This is a genomic window from Leptolyngbya sp. ST-U4 (assembly GCF_039962215.1).
Classification (GTDB): domain Bacteria; phylum Cyanobacteriota; class Cyanobacteriia; order Elainellales; family Elainellaceae; genus Leptolyngbya_A.
This window is the reverse complement of sequence record NZ_JAMPKZ010000001.1, coordinates 389,777-416,191: the sequence shown is the minus strand read 5'-3', so window position 1 is coordinate 416,191 and position 26,415 is coordinate 389,777. Positions and strand designations below refer to the sequence as shown.

At 51.2% G+C, this 26,415-nt stretch carries 21 protein-coding genes; 11 read left to right on the top strand and 10 right to left on the bottom strand.

Annotated features, from left to right (window positions below):
- Positions 1-46: 46 nt before the first annotated feature.
- Complete coding sequence (gene nblR, locus NDA02_RS01760; RefSeq protein ID WP_190790770.1) at positions 47-742, bottom strand: response regulator transcription factor NblR; 696 nt, start codon at positions 740-742, stop codon at positions 47-49.
- A gap of 58 nt (positions 743-800) precedes the next feature.
- Positions 801-1,718: an NAD(+) kinase gene (locus NDA02_RS01755; protein ID WP_190790771.1), complete on the bottom strand. Its 918-nt coding sequence runs from the start codon at positions 1,716-1,718 to the stop codon at positions 801-803.
- 355 nt (positions 1,719-2,073) lie between these two features.
- Between NDA02_RS01755 and NDA02_RS01750 the strand changes: the two genes are divergently transcribed.
- Entirely contained in the window at positions 2,074-2,877 is an 804-nt protein-coding gene (locus tag NDA02_RS01750) for a DUF2993 domain-containing protein (protein WP_190790772.1), read from the top strand.
- Between the two features lie 256 nt (positions 2,878-3,133).
- On the opposite strand, the gene NDA02_RS01745 is transcribed toward NDA02_RS01750, so the two are convergent.
- Positions 3,134-4,033 carry a ferritin-like domain-containing protein gene (locus NDA02_RS01745; RefSeq protein ID WP_190790773.1) on the bottom strand — a complete coding sequence of 300 codons (900 nt, stop codon included), beginning with the start codon at positions 4,031-4,033 and terminating at the stop codon, positions 3,134-3,136.
- A 195-nt stretch (positions 4,034-4,228) separates the two neighbouring features.
- Complete coding sequence (locus tag NDA02_RS01740) at positions 4,229-5,311, bottom strand: class I SAM-dependent methyltransferase (protein WP_190790774.1); 1,083 nt, start codon at positions 5,309-5,311, stop codon at positions 4,229-4,231.
- Between the two features lie 738 nt (positions 5,312-6,049).
- Here NDA02_RS01740 and cax point away from each other — a divergent pair.
- The 7 genes from cax to NDA02_RS01705 all read left to right on the top strand — a co-directional run bounded on the left by cax (position 6,050) and on the right by NDA02_RS01705 (position 13,940).
- Positions 6,050-7,150, top strand: coding sequence for a calcium/proton exchanger (cax, locus tag NDA02_RS01735; RefSeq protein WP_190789714.1), 1,101 nt, complete (start codon positions 6,050-6,052; stop codon positions 7,148-7,150).
- Between the two features lie 91 nt (positions 7,151-7,241).
- A complete protein-coding gene (locus NDA02_RS01730) occupies positions 7,242-7,922 on the top strand; it encodes a TrkA family potassium uptake protein (RefSeq protein WP_190789713.1) in 681 nt (226 codons plus the stop codon).
- 601 nt (positions 7,923-8,523) lie between these two features.
- A complete protein-coding gene (locus tag NDA02_RS01725; RefSeq protein ID WP_348254311.1) occupies positions 8,524-9,753 on the top strand; it encodes an ABC transporter substrate-binding protein in 1,230 nt (409 codons plus the stop codon).
- A gap of 396 nt (positions 9,754-10,149) precedes the next feature.
- A complete protein-coding gene (locus tag NDA02_RS01720) occupies positions 10,150-11,100 on the top strand; it encodes a branched-chain amino acid ABC transporter permease (protein WP_190789711.1) in 951 nt (316 codons plus the stop codon).
- A gap of 35 nt (positions 11,101-11,135) precedes the next feature.
- Complete coding sequence (locus NDA02_RS01715; protein ID WP_348245807.1) at positions 11,136-12,092, top strand: branched-chain amino acid ABC transporter permease; 957 nt, start codon at positions 11,136-11,138, stop codon at positions 12,090-12,092.
- 309 nt (positions 12,093-12,401) lie between these two features.
- Positions 12,402-13,175, top strand: a complete 774-nt coding sequence (locus NDA02_RS01710; protein WP_190791005.1) for an ABC transporter ATP-binding protein — start codon at positions 12,402-12,404, stop codon at positions 13,173-13,175.
- A gap of 63 nt (positions 13,176-13,238) precedes the next feature.
- Positions 13,239-13,940 carry an ATP-binding cassette domain-containing protein gene (locus tag NDA02_RS01705; protein ID WP_190791007.1) on the top strand — a complete coding sequence of 234 codons (702 nt, stop codon included), beginning with the start codon at positions 13,239-13,241 and terminating at the stop codon, positions 13,938-13,940.
- A 34-nt stretch (positions 13,941-13,974) separates the two neighbouring features.
- Here the strand turns inward: NDA02_RS01705 and NDA02_RS01700 are convergent, their stop codons facing one another.
- Together NDA02_RS01700 and NDA02_RS01695 are read right to left on the bottom strand one after the other, a co-directional pair.
- Positions 13,975-15,582 carry a sodium:proton antiporter gene (locus tag NDA02_RS01700; protein ID WP_348254309.1) on the bottom strand — a complete coding sequence of 536 codons (1,608 nt, stop codon included), beginning with the start codon at positions 15,580-15,582 and terminating at the stop codon, positions 13,975-13,977.
- A gap of 76 nt (positions 15,583-15,658) precedes the next feature.
- Entirely contained in the window at positions 15,659-17,113 is a 1,455-nt protein-coding gene (locus NDA02_RS01695) for a cobyrinate a,c-diamide synthase (protein WP_190791233.1), read from the bottom strand.
- Between the two features lie 164 nt (positions 17,114-17,277).
- Here NDA02_RS01695 and galE point away from each other — a divergent pair, with 164 nt between their 5' ends.
- Entirely contained in the window at positions 17,278-18,282 is a 1,005-nt protein-coding gene (galE, locus tag NDA02_RS01690) for a UDP-glucose 4-epimerase GalE (RefSeq protein WP_190791234.1), read from the top strand.
- Positions 18,283-18,396: 114 nt separating this feature from the next.
- On the opposite strand, the gene NDA02_RS01685 is transcribed toward galE, so the two are convergent.
- The 3 genes from NDA02_RS01685 to NDA02_RS01675 form a co-directional block, all read right to left on the bottom strand.
- Positions 18,397-19,320 carry a DMT family transporter gene (locus NDA02_RS01685; RefSeq protein ID WP_190791235.1) on the bottom strand — a complete coding sequence of 308 codons (924 nt, stop codon included), beginning with the start codon at positions 19,318-19,320 and terminating at the stop codon, positions 18,397-18,399.
- A complete protein-coding gene (gene ftsZ / locus NDA02_RS01680) occupies positions 19,321-20,604 on the bottom strand; it encodes a cell division protein FtsZ (RefSeq protein ID WP_190791236.1) in 1,284 nt (427 codons plus the stop codon).
- Positions 20,605-21,051: 447 nt separating this feature from the next.
- The gene (locus NDA02_RS01675) at positions 21,052-22,143 is read right to left on the bottom strand and encodes an FtsQ-type POTRA domain-containing protein (RefSeq protein WP_348254307.1); all 1,092 of its coding nucleotides are present in this window, start codon (positions 22,141-22,143) and stop codon (positions 21,052-21,054) included.
- Positions 22,144-22,389: 246 nt separating this feature from the next.
- On the opposite strand from NDA02_RS01675, the gene NDA02_RS01670 reads away from it, so the two are divergent.
- Complete coding sequence (locus tag NDA02_RS01670; protein ID WP_190791183.1) at positions 22,390-23,685, top strand: glycosyl hydrolase family 8; 1,296 nt, start codon at positions 22,390-22,392, stop codon at positions 23,683-23,685.
- A gap of 47 nt (positions 23,686-23,732) precedes the next feature.
- Here NDA02_RS01670 and NDA02_RS01665 read toward each other — a convergent pair whose 3' ends face one another.
- Complete coding sequence (locus tag NDA02_RS01665) at positions 23,733-24,281, bottom strand: pre-peptidase C-terminal domain-containing protein (protein ID WP_190791182.1); 549 nt, start codon at positions 24,279-24,281, stop codon at positions 23,733-23,735.
- A 743-nt stretch (positions 24,282-25,024) separates the two neighbouring features.
- On the opposite strand from NDA02_RS01665, the gene NDA02_RS01660 reads away from it, so the two are divergent.
- On the top strand, positions 25,025-26,341 hold the full coding sequence (locus NDA02_RS01660; RefSeq protein ID WP_190791181.1) for a PAS domain-containing sensor histidine kinase: 1,317 nt from the start codon (positions 25,025-25,027) through the stop codon (positions 26,339-26,341).
- Positions 26,342-26,415: the final 74 nt, after the last annotated feature.

Genomic DNA, 26,415 nt, shown 5'->3' with positions numbered 1-26,415 from the left:
AGGGGAACTGCTTCGCACCGGGAGTTTACCACAACCTCAGCCGGAATTACGATTCCCGCAGCACATAGCCCACGCCGCGTACGGTTTGAATCAGCCGCTTCTCGCCTTCGTCTTCAATTTTGAGCCGCAGATAGCGAATGTACACTTCAATCACGTTCGACTCGCCCATGAAGTCATAGCCCCAAACGTTTTCGAGAATCTGTTCGCGGGTCAGGACTTCACGGGGATGCTCCATTAGATATTTCAGCAGCTCAAATTCTTTCATGGTCAGATCAATTACCCGATTGCTGCGAAAGACTCGCCGCGTTGCCAGGTCTAATACCAGATCTGCAAAGCGCAACTGCTCATGATTGGGCACATCAGACTGCAGATAAAGCCGCACCAGTTTCAGAAATTCATCGCTGCGGTAAGGCTTCAGAAAATAGTCGTCTGCGCCCGCCTGCAAACAGGCAACTCGATCCTCCAGTGCGTCGCGCCCCATCAGTAGCAGAACAGGCATTCGTGCCCCGGTTGCCCGCAGGTGACTGCACAATGACAGCCCCGAATCTCCTGCCAGCAGCCGATCAACGACCACCAGGGCGGGCTGTATTTCCTTTGCCTGACGCAAACCTGTTGCCGCATCGTAGGCGATCGACGGGTCGTATCCCGATTCGCGCAAATCAGAGCTGACGTGCTGCGCCAGCATTTCATCGGTTTCAATCACGAGAACCTTTGGATTTTGCTCCTGAGCCAGACTGCTCATCAGGTCTCACACTCCTTTTTCGATAGCACTCAGCCGATAGCTTTAGGTAGCTTTTCGCCTACGGTAGCTCGACTGACGTGGGCTTTGCTACATGGGGTAGTCCCCATCCTAGCTTTTCTCTCAAAACATGGAAAAATTCATTGGGTCGCAGGCGAATAAACCGAGCCGCATAGGGCGATCGCAGCAGTCGCACCTGATCTTCGGGCAGCACCGAACAGCCGGCATTGCCATCCACGACCATGACCAGCGGGTCGCGGTTTGCCGCATAAATCACCACTGGCTCATGATCAGCAAATACCAGTGCCCGCGATGCCAGCGAGTGAGGACAAATGGGCACAAGCTGCAACACAGGCACACCCGGAGTAATCACCGGACCCCCTGCCGACAGAGAATAGGCGGTTGATCCGGTTGGTGTTGAAATAATAATGCCGTCTGCCGCAATATCGACCGGGGCATGTCGCCCAATTTCGATTTCAAAATGGCACATGCTTGTGAGCGGTTCCCGATGCAGCACCATTTCATTTAGGCAAAGAGCCTCCCACATCAGTCCACCATCGCGCCAGACTTGCACTGTCAGCATTGCCCGTGATTCGACTTCGTACTTGCCTTCGACGACTGCCTCGATCGCCTGCGGTAGGTAGTTCACGTAGGTTTCGGTCAGAAAGCCCATGTGCCCTGTATTCACCGTTAACAGCGGAATCTCATGGGGCGCAACCTGCCGGAATGCCGCCAGAACCGTGCCATCGCCGCCTAGGACGATCGCAAATGCCATGTCTTCATCAAAGCCAGGGGGGGTAAGCTGGGTGATCGGCGTATGGCAAACCGGACGGCCGGGCTTCGAGTATCCCAAGATGCCGCCTTGTCCGGTCGCCTGACAAACTTCCCATCCCAGGGCAGTCAGCTTATCTGCTAACTCCTGGGCAATGCGACAGGCGATCGGTTTGATATCGTTGTAAATAATGCCAGCTTTGGGCACGCTCAATGTCCAGTCAATTCAGAGATTAGCAAGGATGCGGAACAACCCAAGCAGAATCAACGCTCTGTTAGGGTCGCACTTCCTCTCTAGATTAGAGCGATCGGCGATGCTTTGAACAGCTTTTCGCCAGAAAGCCAGCTTGTAAACTGGTTATTGGCAGCAGAGGAACCGGTACACGGGAAGCCAAAACAAGGCAGGACAACGGTTAACCCGGGTAGACCGAGCAATCTGATTAGTTTTTGTGAATCCACTGTCAGGGAATTGGTATTTGCTTTAGTTGTCGCATTTGTAATATTTTGTTACAACGGGAGGGACAGACGGAACTTAAAAGCGCGTTTCTAACGAGTGCATCCTGATGTTTGGTAGTTTTACAAATCCTAAGAGCAGTTCCGGGACTTCAAGTATGGATTTTGGAGAACGGATGCTCAATGCCGCCGCAACCCAGTCGATTCGCCACCTTTTTTCGCAGTGTGAGTCGATCGAAGTTGCAGTGCGCTGCTATCCTTCTAGCAAATTGCTTCAAGGCAGCATTGATAATTTCAAGATGAGCGGTCGCGGATTGGTGATTCGCCGCCAGTTTGAAGTTGAGGAGATGTCGTTTGAAACCGACGCAGTCTCGATCGACTTCGGCTCGGTGCTAGGGGGTCAGCTTCGCTTGAAGAAGCCAACCCAGGCAGTGGCTCAAGTCGTTTTGAATGAAGACGGTATTAATCGGGCATTTCAAGCAGAGCTGGTTCAGAAGAAGCTCTATCAGGTCGATCTGGAACAGCTGACCAGTCTCTCAGGCGGAGAGCCAGTTTCCTTTCGGGATATTCAGCTTAGACTGTTGCCCGATAATCAAGTCAGCATTGCTGCCAAAACCGATCTGCCTAACCAGAGTGACGTGCCAATTCAGCTTACGGCAACCCTTGCTGTGGAAAAGCGGCGCAGAATCGCCTTTCAAAACCCGAAATTCAACCCGGAGGGCATCGCCGACTCGGCGCGCGGACTCGCGGAAGTGGTGACCGAAGCCTTCGCGCAAGTGCTAAATAATATGGTTGATCTCGATCGCTTTGATCTGGATGGGGTAATGTTACGAATTAATCGTCTCGAAACCCAGGGCAAATCGCTGATCTTTAGCGGCTATGCCCAGATCGACCACTTCCCAAATGCAAATTAGAGCATTGTTAAAGGGAGCTTGAGCCGGGTGAGAGGTTCTAGATGGCTCCCTATAATTCCCCATTAATTACTTGCCGCTCTAAAAGAGCGAGGGGGGACTTTGAAATCGCAAGGGAGCCAGGTTCCCTCAGTATTTATGGGGTAGAAATTTAGGGGGTAGGGGCGGATCAGGGGATGATTTGAACTGTTCAAACATCCTTGTTGACGATCGCCCCAACGATTCAGATCCAACCAGATTCAATGTGCTAATGCAGAATCTACTTTGAGGTCTGCTGAGTGTTGCGCGTTAGACTGCTGAGAAACATTGGGACAAATCGTTCCATCAGGGCTTTGGGGTCGCGCTCCATCACTCGCTGCACTGCCATGAGTCGGGTTTGCTGAAGATCGGGAGCCAGCAGGGTTTGGGGCAGACGTTCCATCAAATAGCCTGCCCGCTGCCACAGTGGAAGGGTATTGGCGATATCCACCAATTTGCCAACGCGCCGTAGCTCTGCGCCAAGGGTGATGTCCATACCACCTTCAAACGCTGCCTGCTCGATCGCCGCATATTTGCGTTTTGCCTGCTCGACCTTCTGCCGATGTTCAGGACTTTGATCTGCCAGTTTTCCCAACCAGCGGTTGCCCCAGCGAACGTGACCCGCTTCTTCGGGCAGGATACGCTCGATCGTCTCTCGAATTTTGATGTTTTCCTCGGTTTGGGGAGCTTGCTTCAGGGCATAGATATGAGCAGAGAAATACTCGCAGCCGCGCTTTTCCGTGACATTGATCGCTGCCAGTGCAGAGATAAGGCCGTCATCCAGATTTTCTTCAGCGTTGAGGTATTCGCGATCGAGCAACCGCTCGAACTCGTCAATGTAGGATGCACCGGGCGGGGTATTCACTTCTGCACCCAGATCAACTAGCAAATCCGTTAGCCACATGGCATGGCGAGACTCATCTGAAATATGGTGCGACAAATCGCGGATTAGCTCAGGACATTTGCCATTGAGCTGTTCGATTACGTCAGTTAAGTCCTTGCAGCTTCGCTGTTCGCTATAGCGGTAGCGGTTAAGGGTGAGTAGGTGCAGTTCCCGGTCTTGAACAACCATTTTCAGCACATCACGAGCACTGAAGGAGCCAAAGGAACTGGTGAGTTTGCGTGGGTACGTGACTGTCATCGGTTTAAGGTGGGGGAGTAGGGGGTGGATGGACAGATGGGGGGATGAGTCAGGGAATCGAGGGGTGGGGACGGGTGAGAAGTGATGCTTGGATAGGGAACCGAGCCCGGTCTATGGCTCAAGCTCCCCAACGTTAGGAAATTTAGGGGGCGATCGAAAGCTTTGCGACTTCTCAAACAGGCTCTCAGCCCTTTCCTACGAAGGCTTGCGGGCAACCCAATATTTGCTCATAAAGTGAACTTCCGGTTCAGCAACGATGAACCCAGCTTTTTCCAGCCGTGTCGTCATGTCGTCGGTGACATAGTGGCGGTAATACGGCTCGTGGAACATGATTGGAAAGTTTCGCATTGCGGGAGCCAGTTCGGGTGAATCGCTCATCTGAATCGAATCGCAAACCACCAAAGTACCGCTCGGTTGCAGTACCCGGAAACATTCCTGAATCACCTGCTGACGCGCCTCTGCGGGAAGTTCGTGGAACAGGAAAACGCAGGTCAGACCGTGGAAGAAGTTGTCCTGGTAGGGAAGTTCTTCGGCATTTGCCTGCATTAGCTGAGGCAGTTCGCCCGATTGCTTTGCGGTTCCCCCAAGGGGTAATCGTTGAGAGAGCAACTGATTTGCCTTGCGGAGATAAGCCGGAGAGAGATCCGTGCCAAACAGAGCCGCATCCGGCAGCATTCCGCGAATCATGCGAAGGGTGCGCCCTGTTCCGCAGGCAACATCCAGCACCCGAATCTGATGAGGTGGTACGTCAAACGCGCTGAGTCCCTGCTTCAGGGGAGCCAGTACCCGTCGCCGCATCGCATCCGCCGCCCCATTAAACAGCAGCTCGACCTGCAAATCGTAAAGGTTGGCGGAATGATCACTTAGGTAGCCGTCAGTCTGGTAATGGAAGTTTTGCAGATAGTAGCGGGGATAGGCGTCTTTTTGAATGTCGCGATCGAACTCTTGATAGCGTTTGCCGCCGATCCGCTCCCAGATGCCAATCATGTCCAGAATCACGGTGGGATAGTTCAGCACAAACTCATCCCATGGGTCATCAAACAGCAGGCTTTCGGGGTAAATGCCCTGCTCTGCATCCTGCCAGTCCTGCGCCAGAATTTTGTCCATGCGCTGCTGCACCGTCGCCAACAGCTCAGGCGTCCAAGGTTCGACCTCCTGTTTAGCGTTGGGAGCAAAGAGGTGCATCGCTTGCGTGCTGATTGCTTTATGAGCGACGCTAAAAATGCTTTTGCCTTGCTGCAAGGCTTGGTAGGTCAGTTTAGTGAGAGTCTCAGCCATGAGATCGATTAGATTAGCGGTTAGAACTTGAAAAGGGTGGGTAACAAGACTATGAACTAACAGACTATGAATAAGTGTAACGAAGAAATTATGAATGTTGGACTTCTGAAAACTTTATGAGAACTACTGAATGAGAACCTATGCCCCAGGGCAATCGGTCGTCTGTCTCAAAATCAGCTAACTCCTGTTTCAGAAGAGGTTTGAAAAGTGGAGATAGTGATTCGAACCGCCCCCACAGTTTCCCTTTCTGTTCCTTATCAAGGGAGATTTTAAATAGACTTGAATGGACTTTGAATGGAATACAGTGGGCAAAAGCCTGGGATTGAAGCCCAGGATTAGGGAACTTTGAACAAAAGTAAAGACTGCATCGGAAGCCCTTAGATTGGGGGTTGGGGGCAAAGGCAGCACCTTTGATACTTCTTAAACATCCTCTAATGAAGCAGGCTGAATAGAGCAATTGTATTACAGCCTAAGAAGTAGGATTGCTTAATGACATCCACCGAAAGCGGCATTCTAGCAAGGAAATCAAGGGCTATCGCGATTTTTGAGCACGAAGCGACAGTCCCTAGAGCGGTGGTTCGTGTGCTGCTCTGATCAAACAGCATCATTACAATGCAAAACAATTTCCCCTGCAGGGCGATCGCAGCCACTCACATTCTTGAGCGAAAAGTAAACTTGAGTCATGCTAGAGGGCAGCGTCTTGATTGCAGGATGCCCAGTTCTATTCGTCTGTCTGCTATGTCGATTAAAAATTTGACTTCGTTCGGTTTGCTTATCTTCATTCCGATTTCGATCGCTGCCGAGCGGCTAGGGTGGGGTGCTTTAGCCGTGTTTTTCACTGCCGCAATCGCGATCGTGCCTTTGGCGATCTGGCTCAGCACTGCCACCGAGGAAGTTGCGGTTGTTTCGGGTCCGTCGATCGGGGGCTTGCTGAATGCGGTATTTGGCAATGCCACAGAGCTAATCATCGCGCTGGTTGCACTCAAGGAAGGCTTGGTGGAAATCGTGAAAGCCAGCATTACCGGAACAATTATTAGCAATTTGCTGCTGGTGATGGGGTTGTCGATGCTGCTGGGCGGGCTGCGCTACAAAGAGCAGGAATTTAAGCCGATCGTGGCACGGGTGAACGGCTCAACGATGACGCTGGCAGTAACGGCGATCGTGCTTCCGGCAACGGTAGTTTCGACTTCGCAGGGGGTTGCGCCCCAGGCGATCAGCCAGCTTTCGGCAACGGTGGCGATCGTCCTGATTGCGGTTTATGCGCTGACGCTGCTGTTTTCGCTAAAGACGCACAGCTATCTTTATGAAGTTGGACTGGCTGACCTGGAAGAAGGCGAATCGGGAGAACCGCATGAGAAACCGAATCTAACCCTTTGGATTGGCGTGTTGCTGGCTGCGACGATCGGAGTTGCCTTTGAGTCTGAGATCTTTGTGGGTGCGGTTGAGGAAGCGACAGCCGGATTGGGACTCACCCCGCTCTTTACAGGCGTGATTTTGCTGCCGCTGGTAGGGGGTGCTGCCGAATATGTGACTGCCGTGCGGGTGGCGATGAAAGACAATATGGATCTGTCTGTCTCGGTAGCGATGGGATCAAGTCTGCTGGTTGCGCTGCTGGTGGCGCCGCTACTGGTGCTGGTTGGGCAGGCGATCGGACAGCCAATGGATTTGAATTTCAATTTGTTTGAAGTCGTTGCTGTGACGATCGCCGTGATTATTGCGAACCTGATTAGCTTAGATGGGCGATCGAACTGGCTGGAGGGCGTGCTGCTGCTGGCAACTTATACCGTTTTGGGAGCCGCGTTCTATTTCCATCCGGCGATCGTGTCTGCGGTGAACTAATTTCATTCATCAATCCTGCTTGAATCTCGTTACTTGAATCTTGATCTCGTTCAATGCCCGCTTGCCTCAATTTGCGAATATCGGAGGGTGAATGTACGTTTTGATTGGCGGAGCCGGACTAATGGGACTAAACCTGGCGCAAAGGCTGGTCGATCTGGGACACACGATCGCCCTGATTGACATCGATCCGGTTGCCTGTCGCTATGCCCGTGAGCAGCTCGGCGTGATGGCATTTGAAGGGAGTGCGGTGAGTACTGATCTGCTGATGGAAGCAGGCATTCGCAAAGCAGATGTGCTCGCTGCCGTCCTACGAGAAGATGCGCTGAATCTGGCAATGGTTGCCCTGGCGAAACACTACGGCGTGCCGCAAATTCTGGTGAGAATGCGCCATCGCGACTTCGCCGAACCCTATCGGATTGCCGGAGCAACATCGATTACCAATGCGGTGGATCTGGCAGTTTCCACAATGGTGAATGCGATCGAGTATCCCCAGGTGGAGTCAATGATGCACTTTGAGCAGGATCAGATCGAAGTCTTAAAGCTGCCAATTCCCTCAACTTCGGCGATCGTCGGTCATCGTTTGGTAGAGCTAGCGCAAGACCCCCAATTTCCCGAAGGACTGCTGATTATTGGCTATCAGGCACACCCGCATGAGGATCTGATCATTCCCAACGGCAATACGGTAATTGAGGGTGACTCGACGGTGCTGATGGTGACGAAGCCGGGGGTGTTGCATCAGGTGATTGATTATATGCAGGGGGTGGAGAGATAAGGGAATGGGGAGATAAGGAGATAAGGGGGAATTAGGTAGGGCAGTATTTAGGCTTGCAGGAATTCTGGGGCGATCGAGTGATTTTCGAGGGTTCTTAAATAATTTTTGAATAGTGTAGAAATTTATGCTTTTGCTATCGCATCACAGACTGGGCGAATACAGTCTGGGTGAATAAACTCACAATTTAAGCCTGCCCGATTAAGTCTTTGTAATAATCATTCAAGTCATATCAAAGCTGCGTATAAACTAAGAGATCGTCTAGATTCAGTTGAATCAATTTTGATTAGGTAAGATTTTTCCTAATCGAATTGGCTCGGCTGATTTGATTGAGTTGGGGCTATTCGTTTGAGATGAAATCCTACTGAGACAGGATGAGTGCGATCGATTAGGTTGCTGTCGCCAGGCTGCTGAGAATATCAGAATCGAGAGGGCTAGGAAGTCGTTCTCCGAATTAGGAGTTCTGCCCCTACATTGAGTTCTCATTGCAGCTGCAAAAGCGATCGACGGCTAAAGTTGATTTCAAAAATAAGGACGGCTAATTAACAACTGACCGCAAAGCACAAATCCTTAATAAATAAAATTCGATCGGAGATTCCTAAAAATGTTTTCAAGAAGAATCGTTACAAAATTACTGCTGTCTCTATTCACGTTTTCTCTGATTGTTGCCTGTGCCCAAACGAATACGCCTGACCAGGCAGCCTCGACTGGTTCATCGGGCGGTTCTGGAGCAACAGGGAATGCAATTCCCATTGGGGTCGCCGTAGCGCAAACCAGCAACGTTGCTCTGTTAGGTCAGGAACAGGTACTTGGCGCAAAAATTGCTGAAACCTACTTCAATGACCAGGGCGGCGTGAACAGAACTCCGATCAGGCTCGTACTCCAGGACACCGCAGGCGATGAGCAGGGCACGATTAACGCTTTTAACGCGCTGATTACTCAAGACAAAGTGGTCGGTATTGTCGGACCAACCCTTTCCCAGCAGGCGTTTGCTGCCGATCCAGTTGCCGATCGCGCTAAAGTTCCAGTACTGGCTCCATCGAATACGGCAAAGGGAATTCCCCAGATCGGCGAATATATCGCGCGGGTGTCGGCTCCGGTTGCGGTTGTGGCTCCAAACGCGCTAAAGACGGCTTTGACGATCAATCCCAACATCAAAAACGTTGCCGTTCTGTTTGCTCAAAATGATGCCTTCAGCAAATCAGAAACCGAAACGTTTCAAAATGCTGTGAAGGAAGCGAATCTGAATCTCACCACGGTGCAAAAGTTCCAGACGACGGACACCGATTTTCAAACTCAAGCAACAAATGCCATTAATACCAATCCTGAACTGGTGATTATTTCTGGATTGGCAGCAGACGGTGGCAACTTGGTGAAGCAGCTTCGCGATCTGGGTTATCAGGGCTCGATTATTGGCGGTAACGGTTTGAATACATCGAACATCTTTCCGGTTTGCAAGAAAGATTGCGACGGCATTTTGATTGCTCAAGCCTACAGCCCGGAACTTGATAATCCGATTAACAAAGCATTCCGCGAAGCCTACAAATCACAAAATCAGAAAGAGCCACCTCAGTTTAGTGCCCAGGCATTTACAGGCGTTCAGGTGTTTGTTGAAGCACTCAAATCACTTGATAACAAAACCAAGCTCAATACTCTATCGCTAGAGCAACTGCGATCGGAACTCAACAAAGAAATTCTGGCAGGCAAATACGAAACGCCGATCGGTTCAATTGCCTTTGATTCTGAAGGCGAAATTCAGCAGAGCCAGTTTTATGTCGCACAAATCAAGATGGACGCGGACGGCAATAACGGACGATTTGAATTCTTGAAGTAGTAGGATATTTGAGAAGTTGCGTAGGTTCTGCGTTGCTTCTTAAATTTCCCGTTAATGAGGGATTTTGAGACTGAAGAAGGATCTGTTTTTAGCAGAGTCGAAAACGGTTTTGAGGATGAGGCTTGCAAGATTGATAAGGTGAGTATTACCTTCTCTATCTTTGATTGGATCGATCGCCTCCAAAGCGTCAAATAAAGCATCAAAGTATCTCTGAAAAGCCGCAATTGTGCTTTAATTCGCTCTGCTAACTCTCTAACTTGGCAGGAAATACGCCTTCTCAAGTTCAAAGTTCCCCAATATTAGGGAATGTGGGGGGCAATGCAGGATCTCGAAGACTCCTGAAACAACTTGTTAAAACCCCGATCGATCCCCTGATTGACTTCGCTTCTTCTTCCTATGGATTTCACCGTCTTTCTGCAGCAGCTTCTCAATGGATTATCGATCGGCAGCGTCTATGCCATCTTTGCTCTGGGCTACACGCTGATCTTCTCAATTCTTGGCATTATTAACTTTGCTCATGGAGCCGTTTTCACGCTGGGAGCCTATTTTACCTACACGTTAACGGGCGGCAAATTTGGATTTAATGGACTATTGGCAAATGCAGCATTACCGATTCAATTCCCCTTCCTGCTTGCCCTGATTTTTGGCAGTTTAATTGCGGGATTCGCCTCGGTTTTGATTGAGCGATTTGCCTTTCGTCCGCTGCGAAAGCGTAAGGCAGATTCGCTATTAACGCTGGTTTCGAGTCTGGGTATGGCAGTGGTAATTGTCAATTTGATTCAGTATCTCGTTGGCGCAGAAATTTATACCTTTTCTGACAATATCTACGGCAATTTACCTGCTTCGGTGAACTTTGGCACAGCCGATCGTCCCGTGCCGATTAGAACTGTTCAAGTCGTGATCTTTGGCGTGTCTGCCGTTCTGGTTGCAATCCTGACCTATCTGATTAGCTTCACGCGCATTGGTAAGGCACTGCAAGCTGTTGCAGAAGACGCAACAACCGCCAGTCTTTTAGGCATTAACACCGAAAAATTTATCACGCTAACTTTTTTCCTCAGCGGCTTTCTCGGCGGCGTTGCAGGCACATTAGTTGGCTCCAGCGTCAGTATTGCCGGACCCTATTTTGGCATTTCGTTCGGCTTAAAAGGCTTAGGCGTGATTGTGCTGGGCGGATTAGGTAATATTCCCGGAGCGGTTTTGGGCGGGCTGGTAATCGGTTTGGCAGAAGCTTTCGTCCCCGCCGACTATTCAGGCTACAAAGAAGCGATCGCCTTCGCCCTCCTCTTTATCGTCCTCCTCGTTCGCCCCCAGGGTCTTCTGGGACGCACCTTCGCCCAAAAAGTCTAACCCCCATCTCCTTACCTCCTCATCTCCACCCCTCAATGCTCTCCTTCCTCAATACCTACGGTTTTCTAATTGTCTCCATGCTATTCGGGGCAATGCTGGGGCTTTCGGTTTATTTGCCGCTTATGGCAGGTCAACTGTCGCTGGCATCGCCCGGATTCTATGCGTTAGGAGGTTATATTGCGGCGATTCTTTCGACTCAGGTTTTTAAGTTTTCTGGCAGCACCTTTCCGCTAGTTTATGTGTTTGTTGAAATGGCAATTGCGGCGATCGTTTCAGCAATCCTTGCCGTAGTTTTAGGTATTCCGGTTCTGCGATTGAGAGGAATTTATCTGGCAATTGCAACGATCGCATTTGTCGAGATTCTAAGAGTGCTTTCGCTAAATTTAGAAATTACGGGTGGGGCAGTGGGAATTTTCGGCATTCCGCAGCCTTTCTCTACACAAATCGGCTATTTGTGGATTGCTTTACCTTTGCTGTTGCTAAGCATGGTATTTCTCCATCGGCTGGAGCGAATTGAAACTGGGCGAGTCATGCGGGCAATTCGCGAAGATGAGTTAGCTGCTGCCACAGTGGGCATTAATCCGACACGCTATAAAGTTCTTTCCTTTACCTTGGGAGCAGTTTTAGCAGGAGTTGTGGGAGCGGTTAGTGCCCATTTTTTGAATACCTGGAATGCGAGGCAGGGTACATTTGATGCCAGTATTGTTTACCTTGCGTTTGTATTAAGCGGCGGGTCAAGAACTTTTGTGGGTCCGGTTGTGGGCGGCATGGTGCTGACTGCTTTACCCGAAGTGCTGAGGGCGATCGGCGGCATTGCAGGCTTACCTGCTTGGCTAACAGATTTTTTGCAAGATGGTCGGCTGATTCTCTATGGATTACTCATTGTTCTCAGCAGCATTTTTTATCCACAGGGCATTATCACGCCAGAATTGTTGAAGCAAATTGGTGGCAGATTTAAGCGTGAAAAAAAGCCAATTAAAGCAGAATTTTGAAATGCCTGTAAGAAGATGTTTAAAGCGTGATAGCTCACTCAAACCGCTCCCATAATTTCTCTAATTTAACAATCTCTCTACTTTAAAGGGGACTCAGCCTTTTACGAACTTCAAAGTTCTCTAGCATTGGAGAATTGAGGGGCAATACAAGATCTTCTACTACTCCTCAAACAACCTTCAAAAATAAATTATTCCAAGACAAATCATTCCAAGACAAATCATTCCAAAACAGACTGAAAAGACACGAGCGCAAATCCTTTATCCTCACTCAGATACCCGATCGCCTCTCTCCCAATCCCCATTAAAACAATGGTTTCCGAAACGTCTTTCCTTCTTGAAATTCAGCAGATTACTCGACGATTCAGTGGTTTAGTTGCGGTGAATAATGTATCGTTTGGCATTCAGCAAGGCGAAATTTTTGGGTTGATTGGTCCGAATGGAGCCGGGAAAACGACTTTGTTTAACGTGATCACGGGCTTAATTCCGCCTTCGAGTGGACAGCTTTTTTATCAGGGACGATCGATCGTCCGTCAGCGTCCGCACCAAATTGCCCGCCGGGGAATTGCTCGCACGTTTCAAAATTTGCGGCTATTTGGCAATCTTTCAGTGCTGGAAAACGTCGCCATTGCCCGCTATCTGCATACCAATGCGAATCTGATGCAGTCGATCGTCGGAATGCCTAAAGCGATCGCTGAAGAGCAGGAAACTCAGCTCAAAGCGTTTTCTCTGCTGGAGTTGGTGGGGTTAGCAGACAAGGCACAGCAAACTGCCCGAAATCTAGCGTATGGCGACCAGCGACGACTAGAACTCGCCCGCGCCCTTGCCGTCGAACCTCAGCTTTTGCTGCTCGACGAGCCTGCTGCCGGAATGAACACGAACGAAAAGGGTGGACTGAGCGATCTGATTCGGGAGATTCGCGATCGATTCAATCTGACCGTGCTGCTGATCGAACATCATGTGCCCCTAGTGATGGGACTCTGCGATCGAATTGCGGTGCTCGACTTTGGACAGCTCATTGCTTTGGGCAACCCTGAAGCGGTGCGAAATGATCCGGCAGTGATCACGGCTTATCTGGGTGAATAGCGTTTGGCGTTGAGATGGGGCGATTGAAAAACGGGGCAATCAGAAATCAATATGGCAAAATCACTGCTGCAAATCCAAAATTTATCCGTGAACTATGGTGCAGTTCAGGCATTGCAAGATCTGACGCTGGATGTTGCCGAGGGCGAAATTGTCACCCTAATCGGCGCAAACGGAGCGGGCAAAAGTACAACACTGCGGGCGATCTCGCGATTGGTCGATCCGGTTCGTGGACAGATTTTCTATCGCGGACAGGCGATCACTCGTCTCGCACCCAGTCAGATGGTGAAGCTTGGCATTGCCCACAGCCCGGAAGGACGGCGAGTTCTGGCACGACAGACTGTACTCACAAATTTAGAACTGGGTGCATTCACACGAAACGATCGCCTCGGCATCAAATCGGATATCGAGAAACAGTTTCTCACCTTTCCGCGACTGGGCGAACGACGCAATCAGCTTGCCGGAACTCTGAGCGGCGGGGAACAGCAAATGCTAGCGATCGCCCGTGCCCTGATGAGCCGTCCCCGTCTGCTGCTGCTGGATGAGCCGAGCTTAGGACTCGCGCCGCAAATCGTCCGAGAAATTTTTTCGGTGATTCGTCAGCTTCGTGATGCTGGAGTCACGGTTTTGCTGGTCGAACAAAACGCAAACCTGGCACTGCAAACCGCCGATCGGGTCTATGTGCTGGAAGCAGGGCAGATGACGTTGACTAGCGACGCCTCGAAGTTATTGAGCGATGAGCGAATTCGCAAAGCTTATTTGGGATAGTGAGCAAAATTCTAGTGCTTTCCCAAACAAGCCATTAATCCTCTCCCAGTTTCAGCAGTTTCTCATCAATCTGGCGAAGCTGATCTTTTGCAGTGTCATCGGTCAAAATACCCCGACGAACGGCTTCCGCCAATGCGCCCTTTTCAACCAGCAATAAGCGACGGTGAATTCCGTTCAGGCGTGAAGATTGTCCTTTTCCGGTGGCAACGTCGATCGCCCACTGGTTATACAGATCGCGCAACGCTCTCTCGGCTTTCACAATTTGTACCTGATAGCTCGATCGCATTTCCTCATAAATCGCTTTGGGCAAAACGCCGGATTTTAGCAGGCTGTCGAGTTCATCCTGGGCGGCTTTGGCAATAATGAGCTGCGCCCTCAGTTCTTCGGTGTGCTGCTGAGTCGGGGAGACTGCGGAAAGCCGGAGCCGTTTCACAAACCAGGGAAGACTCAAGGCCTGACCGACAAGGGAAAGAAGAACTGCACCAAAGACAATCGTAATGACATCGCTGCGGCCAGGCAGCAGTTCGGGAAGGCTGAGGGCAAGCGCAAGCGACAGCGATCCTTTGATATTGCCCAGAAATAAAACGTGCTTCCAGCGAGGGGGAATGGGGCGATCGATCCAGCCTACCAGGGTCAGCAAGGGATAAACCGCGAGAATTCGCCCGATTTGATACGTCAAAATTGCCAGCAGCACGGCGGGAAGCGTCTGCCAGAGGGAAATCAGATTCACCTCCACCCCAATCAGCAAAAAGATAAACGTGTTTACGCCAAATCCGGCGTATTCCCAGAAGCTATAGAGCGTGACGCGGTTAGAAGCTGCCACCTGACGCGACTGCCCCACGTTGCCCACCATCAGCCCTGCCACCACAACCGCCACCACGCCCGACACTCCTAACGTGTGACCTACCTGAAACGTACCTAATGCCAGCGCCACAGTCAGCAGAATGCTACTGAGATTGTCATCCGATCGGGCAAACAGTCCTGCCCCCAGATAGCCCAACGCCAGCCCCACCAACGTACCGCCCACAATCACCACAATCAAGGCTTCAAAGCCATCGGCGATCGTCACAGAGCCGTTCAGGTTCGCCTGCAAGACCAGATTAAATAGCACCAGCGCAACGCCGTCGTTAAATAAGCTTTCGCCTTCCACGATCGTCGTCAGCCGCGACGGAACGGAAACTTCCTTAAACACCGCAATCACTGACACCGTATCCGTAATCGCCAAAATCACGCCCAGAATCAGAGCCGTAATCCAGGGCAGATTCAGGGCATATTTGATGCCGATCGCCGTCACCGCCGTTGCAATTGCCACACCCGGACCTGCCAACAGCGAAATCGGCTTGACCGTGCTGCGGAGCCGACTAACATCGGTATTGATCGCCGCCTCAAACAGCAGGATCGGCAGAAACAAATTCAAAATCAGCGACGAATCAAGACTGACGCGATCGGGAATCCAGGGCGCGATAACTAAACCTGCCAGCACTAATCCGGTCACATAGGGAATGCGAAACCAGCGCGACAGCAGCGCAACCCCCGTCGCCACCAGCAGCAGAATAATCCAACCAACGACAATTTCTTCAAAGCTCCCCTGAGACGGCAGGCTCACTTCTTGAATTTCAGCAAGCACGATCGATAAGGACATGATGGAAAGAACGGAGGAAAGAACCGAAAACGACGCATGGCTGACACATGGCTACAGGTCACAGGCTGCCATTGCCCTACTCAAACTGCCCGCAAGCTCTCAAAAAATTGAATGGAATGCGGCGATCGCCACCCCAATGCAGATGCACATAGGACGCATGAACCTGATGTAGCCGCCATCCTTCAGTCGAAACTGAACTGGTGGCATCATAACCCCGGATCTGATAAAGCGGTGGAACTGGAGGCTGAGTCAAAGTCGATCGATGAAACTCATGTCCCCAAACCATCGCCTGTTGCGGTAATAAAGGACTGTCCTGCAAGGCGATCGCCTGCCGATAGCCCAGGGTCAGCCGTTTGCCCATCTGGGCGATAGTGGGCAAAATTCCCACCATCTGCCAGGATTGCCCCTCAAAATCGACAATACCCTGGCTCAGATACATCAGCCCCCCACATTCTGCATAAGTTGGCATTCCGGCTAAAACTGCCGATCGCACCGATGCCTGTGCCTGAGAATTTGCCTCAAGTTCAGCCGCAAAAACCTCCGGGAATCCTCCGCCAAAATACAAACCGTTCACGCCTGCGGGCAGTTCAGAATCAATTAACGGGCTCCAGTCAACTAGCTCTGCCCCCAGCGTTTCGAGCAAATCCAGATTGTCCGCGTAGTAAAAGCTAAACGCTCGATCGCGAGCAACTGCAATGCGAGGACGATTCTCGCCCAGCGAAACCCGCAACCGATCAGTTTGTGCTTCAGTCGCCATAAAGGAAGGAATACCGCTCGATGGAATTTCCACACGCTGCATCTCAAAATCCCCCAGAATAGAGGGATTTAGGGGGCGGTTCGCCTGAGGGCCTATTCCCTTTCCCGCCTCGATCAACGGCAACAGCTTTTCCCAATCAAACCCCTCCCGCCCCAGAGTCCCCAACCGATCGAGCAAATCCTGCATCTGCGGCAATTCATCCGTCGGAACCAGCCCCAAATGGCGATCGGGAATCGTAATTTCTGCCTGACGACGCAGCACACCCAAAATCGGTAAATTCAGCGGTTCCAGGGAAGCTTGCAGCAGTTCCAGATGTCGATCGCTGCCGACCCGATTCAGAACAACCCCAGCAAACCGCAGAGTGGGATCAAACGATCGAAATCCGTGGACTAAAGCGGCGATCGATCGTGCCATGCGGCCGCAGTCCAGCACCAGCAGGATGGGCAAATCGAGCAAACGAGCAATATGTGCGGTACTTGCCCAATCGGATGCTCCTGCCCCGTCAAAGAGTCCCATGACGCCTTCCACCAGCGCATAGTCTACCGTTTGCGTCTGCTGGCTGAAACACTGCTGCACATACGCCTCAGAAGTCAGAACCGGATCAAGATTGCGACACGATCGCCCGGTCACATACGAGTGAAACATCGGGTCGATATAGTCGGGTCCAACCTTAAAAGATTGCACTGATCCCCACTGCCGCAGTGCTGCCAGCAACGCCAGCGTGACAGTTGTTTTTCCCACTCCACTTCGATCGCCTGCAATCACCACCGCCATTCTTCTTCCTAATCTGTCCTGATGAGGTGCGCCTTCATCTTGCCAAAAAGCAAACGCTCTTGCTTTAGAGTTCGATAAAGAATTAATCAAACCCCAAGCGGCAGAGGCGATCGATCGACGAAAATCGCTATGGTGATGTAAGCAATTATCAGGAGGGAAGGCACGTGTCTGAGGCAAAACCAACGATCTTAGTAACGGGTGGCGCAGGCTACATTGGCTCCCATGCAGTGCTAGCACTCCAGCAGGCAGGCTATAACGTGGTCGTGCTCGACAACCTGGTCTATGGGCATCGCGAACTGGTCGAAGACGTGCTGAAAGTTGAACTCATCGTGGGTGATACAAGCGATCGGGCATTGATGGATCAGCTTTTCGCTAGCCGTGACATTGCTGCCGTGATGCACTTTGCTGCCTATGCCTACGTGGGTGAGTCCGTGACCGATCCAGCGAAATATTACCAAAACAACGTGGTTGGAACGCTGACGCTGCTAGAAGCAATGGTCGCTGCCAATATCAAAAAGTTTGTGTTTTCCTCAACCTGCGCCACCTACGGCATTCCGACTGCGGTGCCGATTCCTGAAGATCATCCTCAAAACCCGATCAATCCCTATGGGGCAACGAAGCTGATGGTCGAGCGCATTCTGGCGGATTTTGATGTGGCTTATGGGCTGAAGTCGGTCTGTTTTCGCTATTTCAACGCCGCAGGTGCCGATCCCGAAGGACGGCTCGGTGAAGATCACCAGCCTGAAACTCACCTGATTCCCCTGGTGCTGCTGACAGCTCTGGGCAAGCGCGATTCGATTTCCGTCTTTGGCACAGACTACCCCACGCCCGACGGAACCTGCATTCGTGACTATATCCATGTCACAGACCTGGCATCAGCGCACGTTCTGGGGTTGGAATATCTGATGCAGGGCAAGGAGAGTGCGAAATTTAATCTGGGTAACGGCAGCGGTTTCTCGGTGAAGCAGGTGATCGACGCTGCCAGAGAAGTGACCGGACGAGAGATCAAAGTCGTGGAATGCGATCGTCGTCCCGGCGATCCCCCCGCTCTAATCGGCAGTAGCGGCAAGGCAAAAGAAATCCTTGGCTGGCATCCCCAACACGCTGATATTCACCAGATTCTCCGTGATGCCTGGAACTGGCATCAACGCCGCCATCCCGCCGATTGAATTGAATATTAATGGGGAATATTAGTGGGGTGGGTGTCCTCACTTGCCCAAAGCAGATGCCCATCCCACCGCTGATTTAATTTGGGCATGCAGGAAGCCCATGCCGTTAGCATCCTACTGGTCCTGAACCGATCGCGACCCCCAAGCAGCAATCGCAACTCCGCTCAGAATCACGATCGCTCCCAGGAGCACCCCAAAACCTGGATTCTCCTGAAAGACGATCGCCCCCAGCAAACTCGACCCTACAGGTTCTGCCAAAATGGTCAGCGTCACCAATGTTGGCGATACCCAGCACACTGCCCAATTCAGGCTGCTGTGTCCAATAAGCTGCGGAAATAAAGCAATTAGCAGAATATAACCATACACGGCGATCGGATACCCGGTGTAGCCTGTACCTAACAGCAACGGCAGAGGGAATAGGAGCAGAGCCGCTGTTGTGTAAGTGAGCACGAGATGATTGCCGATCGAGAGTCCCTGCTGCTGTGCTTCTCGTCCCAACAAAAAGTAAAGGCTGACCGCCCAGGAGCCAATCAATGCCAGTGCATTTCCCAAGAGCGGGTTGCTGCCTGCGCCCATTGCGGTATTTCCGCCCAGCGCAACCAGTCCGCCCCCTAGCAGCGTCACGGCAATTCCGCTGATCGTCAGCTTGTTTAGCTTTTCCCCCAGCCAGAGCCAGGACAGCAGCGCAACCCACACGGGATTGGTCGTCACCAGCGTTGCCGAAGCTGCGATCGAAGTATAGGACAGCGACGCGATCCAGGTGGCAAAATGAATTGCTAAAAATGCACCTGCGGCGATCGAGAAGCTATAGCTGCGCGGCGAGAGCTTGAAGCCAGCAAAGTTCCTCCAGGTGGGAGCCAGGATGAGAGAGGCGATCGTCAACCGACTTGCCGCTAGCACCAAACTAAACCCCACGCCTGACACGCCTGCTGCCTGCAATGCTAGCCGAATGAAAACTGCCGACGCAGAAACCGACAGCACGCCGATCGTCAAAATCAGCCCGATTGTCCAGGGTGAAGGACGCGTCGGGACAGCCATTTAATATTTGGGTGGACGGCGACGCTGAAGAAATTCAGGAATATCGAGTCCCGGTTTGGTGCGCGGCTCTGAAGTCGGGGGAAGCGGCTGCGGAGGCGGGGTCATCGTTGGCGGGGCAGGAGGCGTTCGTTTTAAGGGAGACACTCTAGAGGTTTGAGCAGGCTGGGGCTGAGGTTCAGTCGAAAATCCGGTCGCGATCACCGTAATTCGCACTTCGCCCTGAAGCCGATCGTCTAACACTGCCCCAAAGATAATATTGGCGTTGGGGTCTACTGCTTCGTAAATAATCTCAGCCGCCGCATTCACTTCGTGCAGGGTGAGATCGCTACCGCCTGTGATATTGAAGACTACGCCCTTTGCTCCGTCGATCGACGATTCCAGCAGTGGCGAAGAAATCGCGGTGGTGGCGGCTTCCCTAGCTCTGGACTTGCCCGAACCAACCCCGATGCCCATCAGCGCAGAACCTGCGTCTGCCATCACTGCCCGCACGTCGGCAAAGTCCACGTTCACCAGACCAGGAATGGTAATGATATCGGAGATACCCTGCACCCCTTGCCTCAGAATATCGTCTGCCACACGGAATGCTTCCTGAACAGGCGTCTGCTCTGAGATGACCGTCAGCAGCTTGTCGTTCGGAATAATAATCAGCGTATCAACGCGGGTTTGCAGTCCAGAAATGCCTTCGTCTGCCTGATTAGTGCGGCGTTTGCCCTCAAAAGTGAAAGGACGGGTTACAACTCCGACCGTCAGCGCACCGACTTCTTTGGCAACCTCTGCCACGATCGGCGCAGCTCCCGTTCCCGTGCCGCCACCCATGCCTGCGGTGATGAAGACGAGATCCGCATTTTCCAGCGCAGCCGCGATCTCATCACGAGACTCTTCTGCTGCCTTTTGCCCGATCGCCGGATTTCCTCCTGCACCCAAGCCTCGCGTCAGCTTCTGCCCAATTTGCAGACAGCTTGAAGAAGCCGTATAAGTCAACGCCTGGGCATCGGTATTCACCGTCCAAAATTCAACGCCCGCAACTCCGCTGGCAATCATCCGATTCACGGCATTGCAGCCGCCACCACCTACACCAATGACTTTAATTCTGGCTACACTACTCGGCACAATTTCTCCACTCCTGGCTTCTTCTCCCAGTGCGCCTTTGACGTCACGTTGTCCCAAGTTTACCCCAGAGTTTGAGCTAAAGGGGTTAGTTGAATTCATGGACAAAGCGGAATTACCCTGATTTGCATCAGGGGAGTCGTTATGGGTATTTTCTAATCTACTATTAAATGTCATCGGAATTTAGATAGTGTAGGATTCAAAGGCTTTATAAAGCAGGATGACTCTAGATAAATATAGGGTAAGTTGCAGGAAAAACCAAATCTAAATTCGGGGTTACACTGCACTGTCCTGGTCTATGCTGCCTGATTCGGGTTTGCTCTGCATTGTTAGCAGAATTGTAGGAGAAATCGCTGAATTCCTGGAAAGCAAGCGTCGAACCATTGAGTTAACTTTTGTGAAACTAATTTATGAAATCGAATCACCAAGATGCTCGATTCGTTTGGAATAGTTTCAGTCAGCAACCGTCTTCTTTCAGTTTCGATCGATCGTATTTTCGCCTGCTTAAAACGCTGGTTGAACTTACAAAACAGGTTGCTTTCATTTTCGATTCTCCAGTTTAATAAAGCGTCAATTCAGCAGTTTGGTGAAGCGTGAATTTTAGCTGCGGCTAAAAAAGCATTGCTAAAGATTTGTTTCTCCCGCTGGCTCGGTTGTGCCGATGTCTGATTGATTTTCTGATGGCATTGCTTCGCCTGACGCTGCATCACCTGAAACGGCATCGATTGATTCGGTCAATGGCTCGATCGTTTGCTGGAATTGATCGTCCTCTGCATTTTCGGCTGCGTTCTCGGGTACGTTTTCAGCTGCACTGAGGATTGGTGAAACCACTTGAGTTGTCTCAATTCGGGGCATATCTGGGTTTCTCAGATCAATAAAAGCAATATCGCTCACCTCAATCTTCTGAGTCAGATAGCGCATCCGATCAAGCGTTTGAAGCTGCTTGGCAAACTGTGCGCCGTATGCCCCTAAATGTACGGTTCCCATCTCCGTTCGGAGGACGAGGTTACCCGATTCTTGCCAGTCGATTTCCAAGATTTTGACCGGACTCTGACTCACCTGCTGATAGAGAGATGCCCAGTCGAGCCGCTGCTGATCTTGCTGAATGCCGATTACTTTCAGGGTTGGCAGAGGACGCGACCCGCGCAGAGCCATATATTTTTCGTAGGGAATCACCGTTCCGCGCTCGTCAAGAAATGCGGTTGGCTTCAGTTCTGAGTTGAGTGGATTCGTAGCCGAATCGGTCACTGCATTCGTGGCTGAGCCTGCGGCTGGGTTGATCGCTGAATCGGTGGCAGTGCCGTAGACCATCGCTACCGGATTGCGTTCTTGAATCCGGATCGTGAGGCCGGGAGGAAACAAGCGGCGCGATACAGTCGCTTCAGCAATCGGAGCCTGAGACTCTAGCTGGTGAACGATCGCCTGCGGCTTAAGCGTCAGGAGAAACTGCGGATACTGAAGCGGCAGCAGGGTTCGAATTGTATCAGCCGCAAGCGATTGGTTGCCTTCAATCTTGACCTGAGCCGCACTGCGGAGCATCCAGTCAGGCAGCGAGATGACCCAAACGAGTCCAGCTGTCAGACCTCCCACCATCAGCACTTGCCAGCTTGTCCGCATAACCTGCCAGCGTCGCTGCTTTCGCAGTTTGCGCCGACGGGCAGCGATCTGGGCTGAAGACACAGAATAGATTTGCCTTGTCCCTTGGCGCGTCGTCATTGCTTCAGACCCCCTTTTAAGCTCCACACCTTCAGCCTCACACGTCAGCTCCTTCTCAACACCCTGTTTACTGTTTCGTCAATCAATCTAGCCGCAATATTCTCGATCGAGACTAGAGTGGAGTCCGAAAATAACGGTTTATTGTAGCGAATCTTCACCGAACCTTTACTCATTTCTTCCTGCTTAATCAGAGAAATCTGGTCAGTTCTAGAAGTAGAGTCAAATCAGTCGTTCAGATATTGCCCGATGTGGAAATTCCTCTTCCTGATTTCGCTGGCTTTGCTGTCGCTCCTGTCGTCGATTGGTGTTGCCGCAGCCTACTCGCGTGTCAATGCTCAACCGATCGCTTCGCTGTTCCCCGAAAGGGTAATCGCCTCCCTGGGAGAACTGGAACTGAGCGCCGCAAATCCAGCACTTGTTCAATCGCGGACTGCCCCCACAACTTCTGAACTGTTGCGCCAGAGCTGGACGGCTTATAAGCAGCGATTCATTCAAGCAGATGGGCGCGTGATTGATCGCGAAGCAAACGATCGAACCGTTTCAGAAGGGCAGGCATACGCCATGCTGCGATCGGTGCTGGCCAATGATCCCGAAATGTTTGCGCTAACGCTGCGCTGGGCAGAGCAGAATCTTCAGCGACGAGACGGCAACGAGCTGCGCGATTCCCTCTGGGCATGGAAATGGGGACAAAACGACCAGGGCGAGTGGGGCATTCTGGATGGCAATTTTGCCAGCGATGCCGATATTGATGCAGCTACGGCTCTAATCTTGGCAGCGCGTCGATGGAACCGCCCAGAATATCTCACACTGGCGCAAGCCAAGCTCAAAGACATTTGGAACGATTCCACGATCGTTGTGATGCCCGGTGGGATACGTAGTGGCACAGCTCGCCATCTGCTGCCGGGACCGATCGCCTCTTTTCAACCCCAGCCTAATCAGGTGATCCTCAACCCGTCCTATGCTGCGCCCTATGCGTTTCGGATGTTTGCTCAGGTCGACTCGGAGCGAGATTGGATGAGCCTGGTCAACAGCAGCTATCAGCTTTTAGAAGATTCAGCCGCCCTCTCAGCGGCAAAGCTGCCCAGCGATTGGGTGGTGCTAAACCTGACTACTGGGGCTTTTGAACCTGTGGCGGAAGGGTCTAATCTACGATCAATCTACAGCTTTGATGCCTTTCGTGTTTGGTGGCGCATGGCACTCGATGCCGTCTGGTTTGAGGAACCCCGTGCCAGGGAATATCTGCGGCAGCACTTGAGCCAGCTTCAGCAGCAGTGGAAATCGAACCGCCGAATTCCGGCAAGAATCGATCTGGCAGGCAATCCGATCGTGTCGTACGAAGCAACCAGCCAGTACGCCATGCTTTATCCAGCAATGCGGCTGATTGATCCAGCAATGGCAGATGAAATTCGATCGCAAAAGCTGCTGCCAACTTACCAAAACGGCATCTGGGACAATGACTCTGCCTACTATGTGCAAAATCTTGCCTGGTTTGGGCTATTTCCCAATCGAGAAGTGGCAGCAAGCTGGCTGCACGATCGTTAGCCGACCTGAATTTATCAGCCCTACATTTATCAGCCCTACATGAATCATCAGGAGCCACAGCCGCAGTCAACAGGCGCAGCGGGATCAATTACATTGAGCTTTAGCTCGTACTGAGCGGCTGCCCGGCTGCGAGTCCTGACCTCAATAAAGTAGGTTCCGGGCTGAATATTGCTGTAGAAATTATTGATGCGGCTATTAATGCGGCGAGCGGGGGCGATTGTCAGGGTCTGAGGGCTGCCTTGATAAGACAGAACTTGTCCCTGGCTGTCTAGAACGCTGCCAACCATCGAAGCACTCGATTGATTTCTGAGATTGAGACGCACATTGCTGGTCGTCGTAAGCACAAGCTTAAACAAATCGACATCGTTGCGGCGCGTCGTGTCCACGATTCGTTTTTTCCCCGGAGTCGAAATCACAGTGGCAGTTGCAAGGGTATTTCCACCCTGGTCAGATGCGCGCTGTCGTCTTGCCATTAAGTTAGTTCGATCGATCGTAGCCGCAGTTAGGTTCGACGCCGGAATTCTAGCCGAAGCCGCATCAGGGTGACCAGACGTGAGGGGAGCAAAAGAGAGCCGTTTGTTTGAGAAAAATACCATTTGCCTTACTGAAGTTTAAGCAACAAAACCCATCGCTCTAAACAATAACTCTAAAGCAAGCTCTAAAACATGCTGGCGACTCAGTGAGCAACGGATCTTTGCAGGCTGCCTCAATAGAGATCAAGCCTTTTGCACTTTGTCAGCTCATCAGGAGGATAAACTTCGGCAAGATAGTTTCAAGCAATAAAAATTTGTTGTTCTATATTTTTCCCTGTCAAAACAGTAAAGATGCGATCGATTCAGATTGCTCAATTGTGATTCAACAAAAAATAATATCCGTTGAATAAAGCTTTTAGAGAAGGTTTAGAAATGGCTGAAAAGTTGTACAAAAGGCTACAGAGAATGCTGTTAGCCGTAGATTTATTTCGAGAATCTTAAAGGACACGATCGCCCTTCTATTGCCTGCTCCAGGCTCGGAGGTTCTTTTCTGAGCATTGTTTAAACAAGATGTTTTATAACTATCTTTTGTATTGCTTCCGGACTATTGCTTTTGTACTCGTTGCACAAGGTCAGAGATAAAGTTTGGTGGTAAGTTTCTGCCGCCTTTTTGCGGAATATCCCTTTCTGTAGATTTGCATCAAGCCTAGATAAGTGAGTTTAAGGGTGAGTAGAAACTCCCTGCTGGTTTTAACCTTCTTTAGGGTCATTTTTTATAATTCATTAAGATTTTGAAAGCTAAATGTATGACGGAATCACAGGCTGATAGAGCTGACAGATCTGTATTCGACCGGAAGCTTGACTTCATGCAGCAGCGAACCGAAGAGCTGAGCTACGCAATACAGAACGAGAGTCTGCAGCAGCGCACGCTAATTCTGGAATGCCTGGAAGTATTGCGATCGGCAATGGAAGAACTTCAGGTGGCTCAGGAAGAGCTGCGCCAGCAAAACGACTTCCTGCTGCAAGCGCAGGAAGTCGTCCAGGCAGAACGGCAGCGATATCAAACTCTTTTTGAGTTTACGCCTGCTGCCTATCTGGTGACAGATCTGTACGGCACAGTGCGAGAAGCCAATCAAATTGCGGCATTGCTGCTTCAGATTCCACAACATTTCCTGGTCGGGAAACCGCTCACTGTTTTTGTGCCGTCGCTTCAGCATCGATCGTTTCGTACCTTGCTGAATCAGCTCCCTAGCCTGTTGCAACCTCAGGCATTTGAGCTAGAGCTAGAGACCTGGAAGAAAAACTCCTTTCATGCAGATATTCAGGTTGATGTCGTTCGCAATTCCTGTCAGCAGGTGGTCGCGCTTCGCTGGCTGATTATTGATGCCACTGATCGAAAACAGTCCGAAAAACGGCTGCAAGAAGTGCAAATGCAAAACCTGGAACTCCGGGAAGTCGATCGCCTCAAAGACGAGTTTATGCGGACGGTTTCCCACGAGCTCCGCACGCCGATGACGGCTATCTTGGGGTTTTCTGAACTGCTGCGGCAACGATTTGTCCAGTCCCCCGATCCGCAAACAACGATGATGATCGAGTGCATCACGCGCAATAGCCGACATCTGCTGCAGCTGGTCGAAGAAATCCTCGATTTCTCTAAGCTGCAGGAACAACAGCTTCAGCTCTGCCTAGAAGAGTTTGACCTGACTGAACTGCTGCAAGCAACGACGTCAGAACTCCAATCTCTCGCAGCGCAAAAGAATCTGGCGTTTAACCTGATCCTGCCGTCAGAAAACGTGATGGTGGTAAACGATCGCCTGCGGCTGAGACAAGTAGTGATTAATCTAATTTCTAATGCCATTAAATTCACTCACGAAGGCGGCATTACGATCGAGCTACTGGAACTGCCCGAAGGACGAATTGCAGTTAGTGTGCGCGATACCGGAATTGGCATTGCCCCCGAACACCAGGCGCAAATTTTTCAGGAATTTTGGCAGGTTGATCAAAGTACGTCCCGTTGCTATCAGGGCACAGGGTTGGGGCTATCAATTTCTAAACAGCTGATCACGCTGATGCAGGGCAGCCTATCGGTTGAGAGCGAATCGGGTCAGGGCACCCTGTTTCGGGTTGAAATGCCGTGCTGCATGGCGATCGAGCAATCCCAAACTTCTAAATCTTTTTGCTAAGAGCAAGCTGCTCTCATCACCTGTCTAGACGGTACAGTGTTTTGTGGGAGCGGCACGAAGGGTTAATGCTGCGG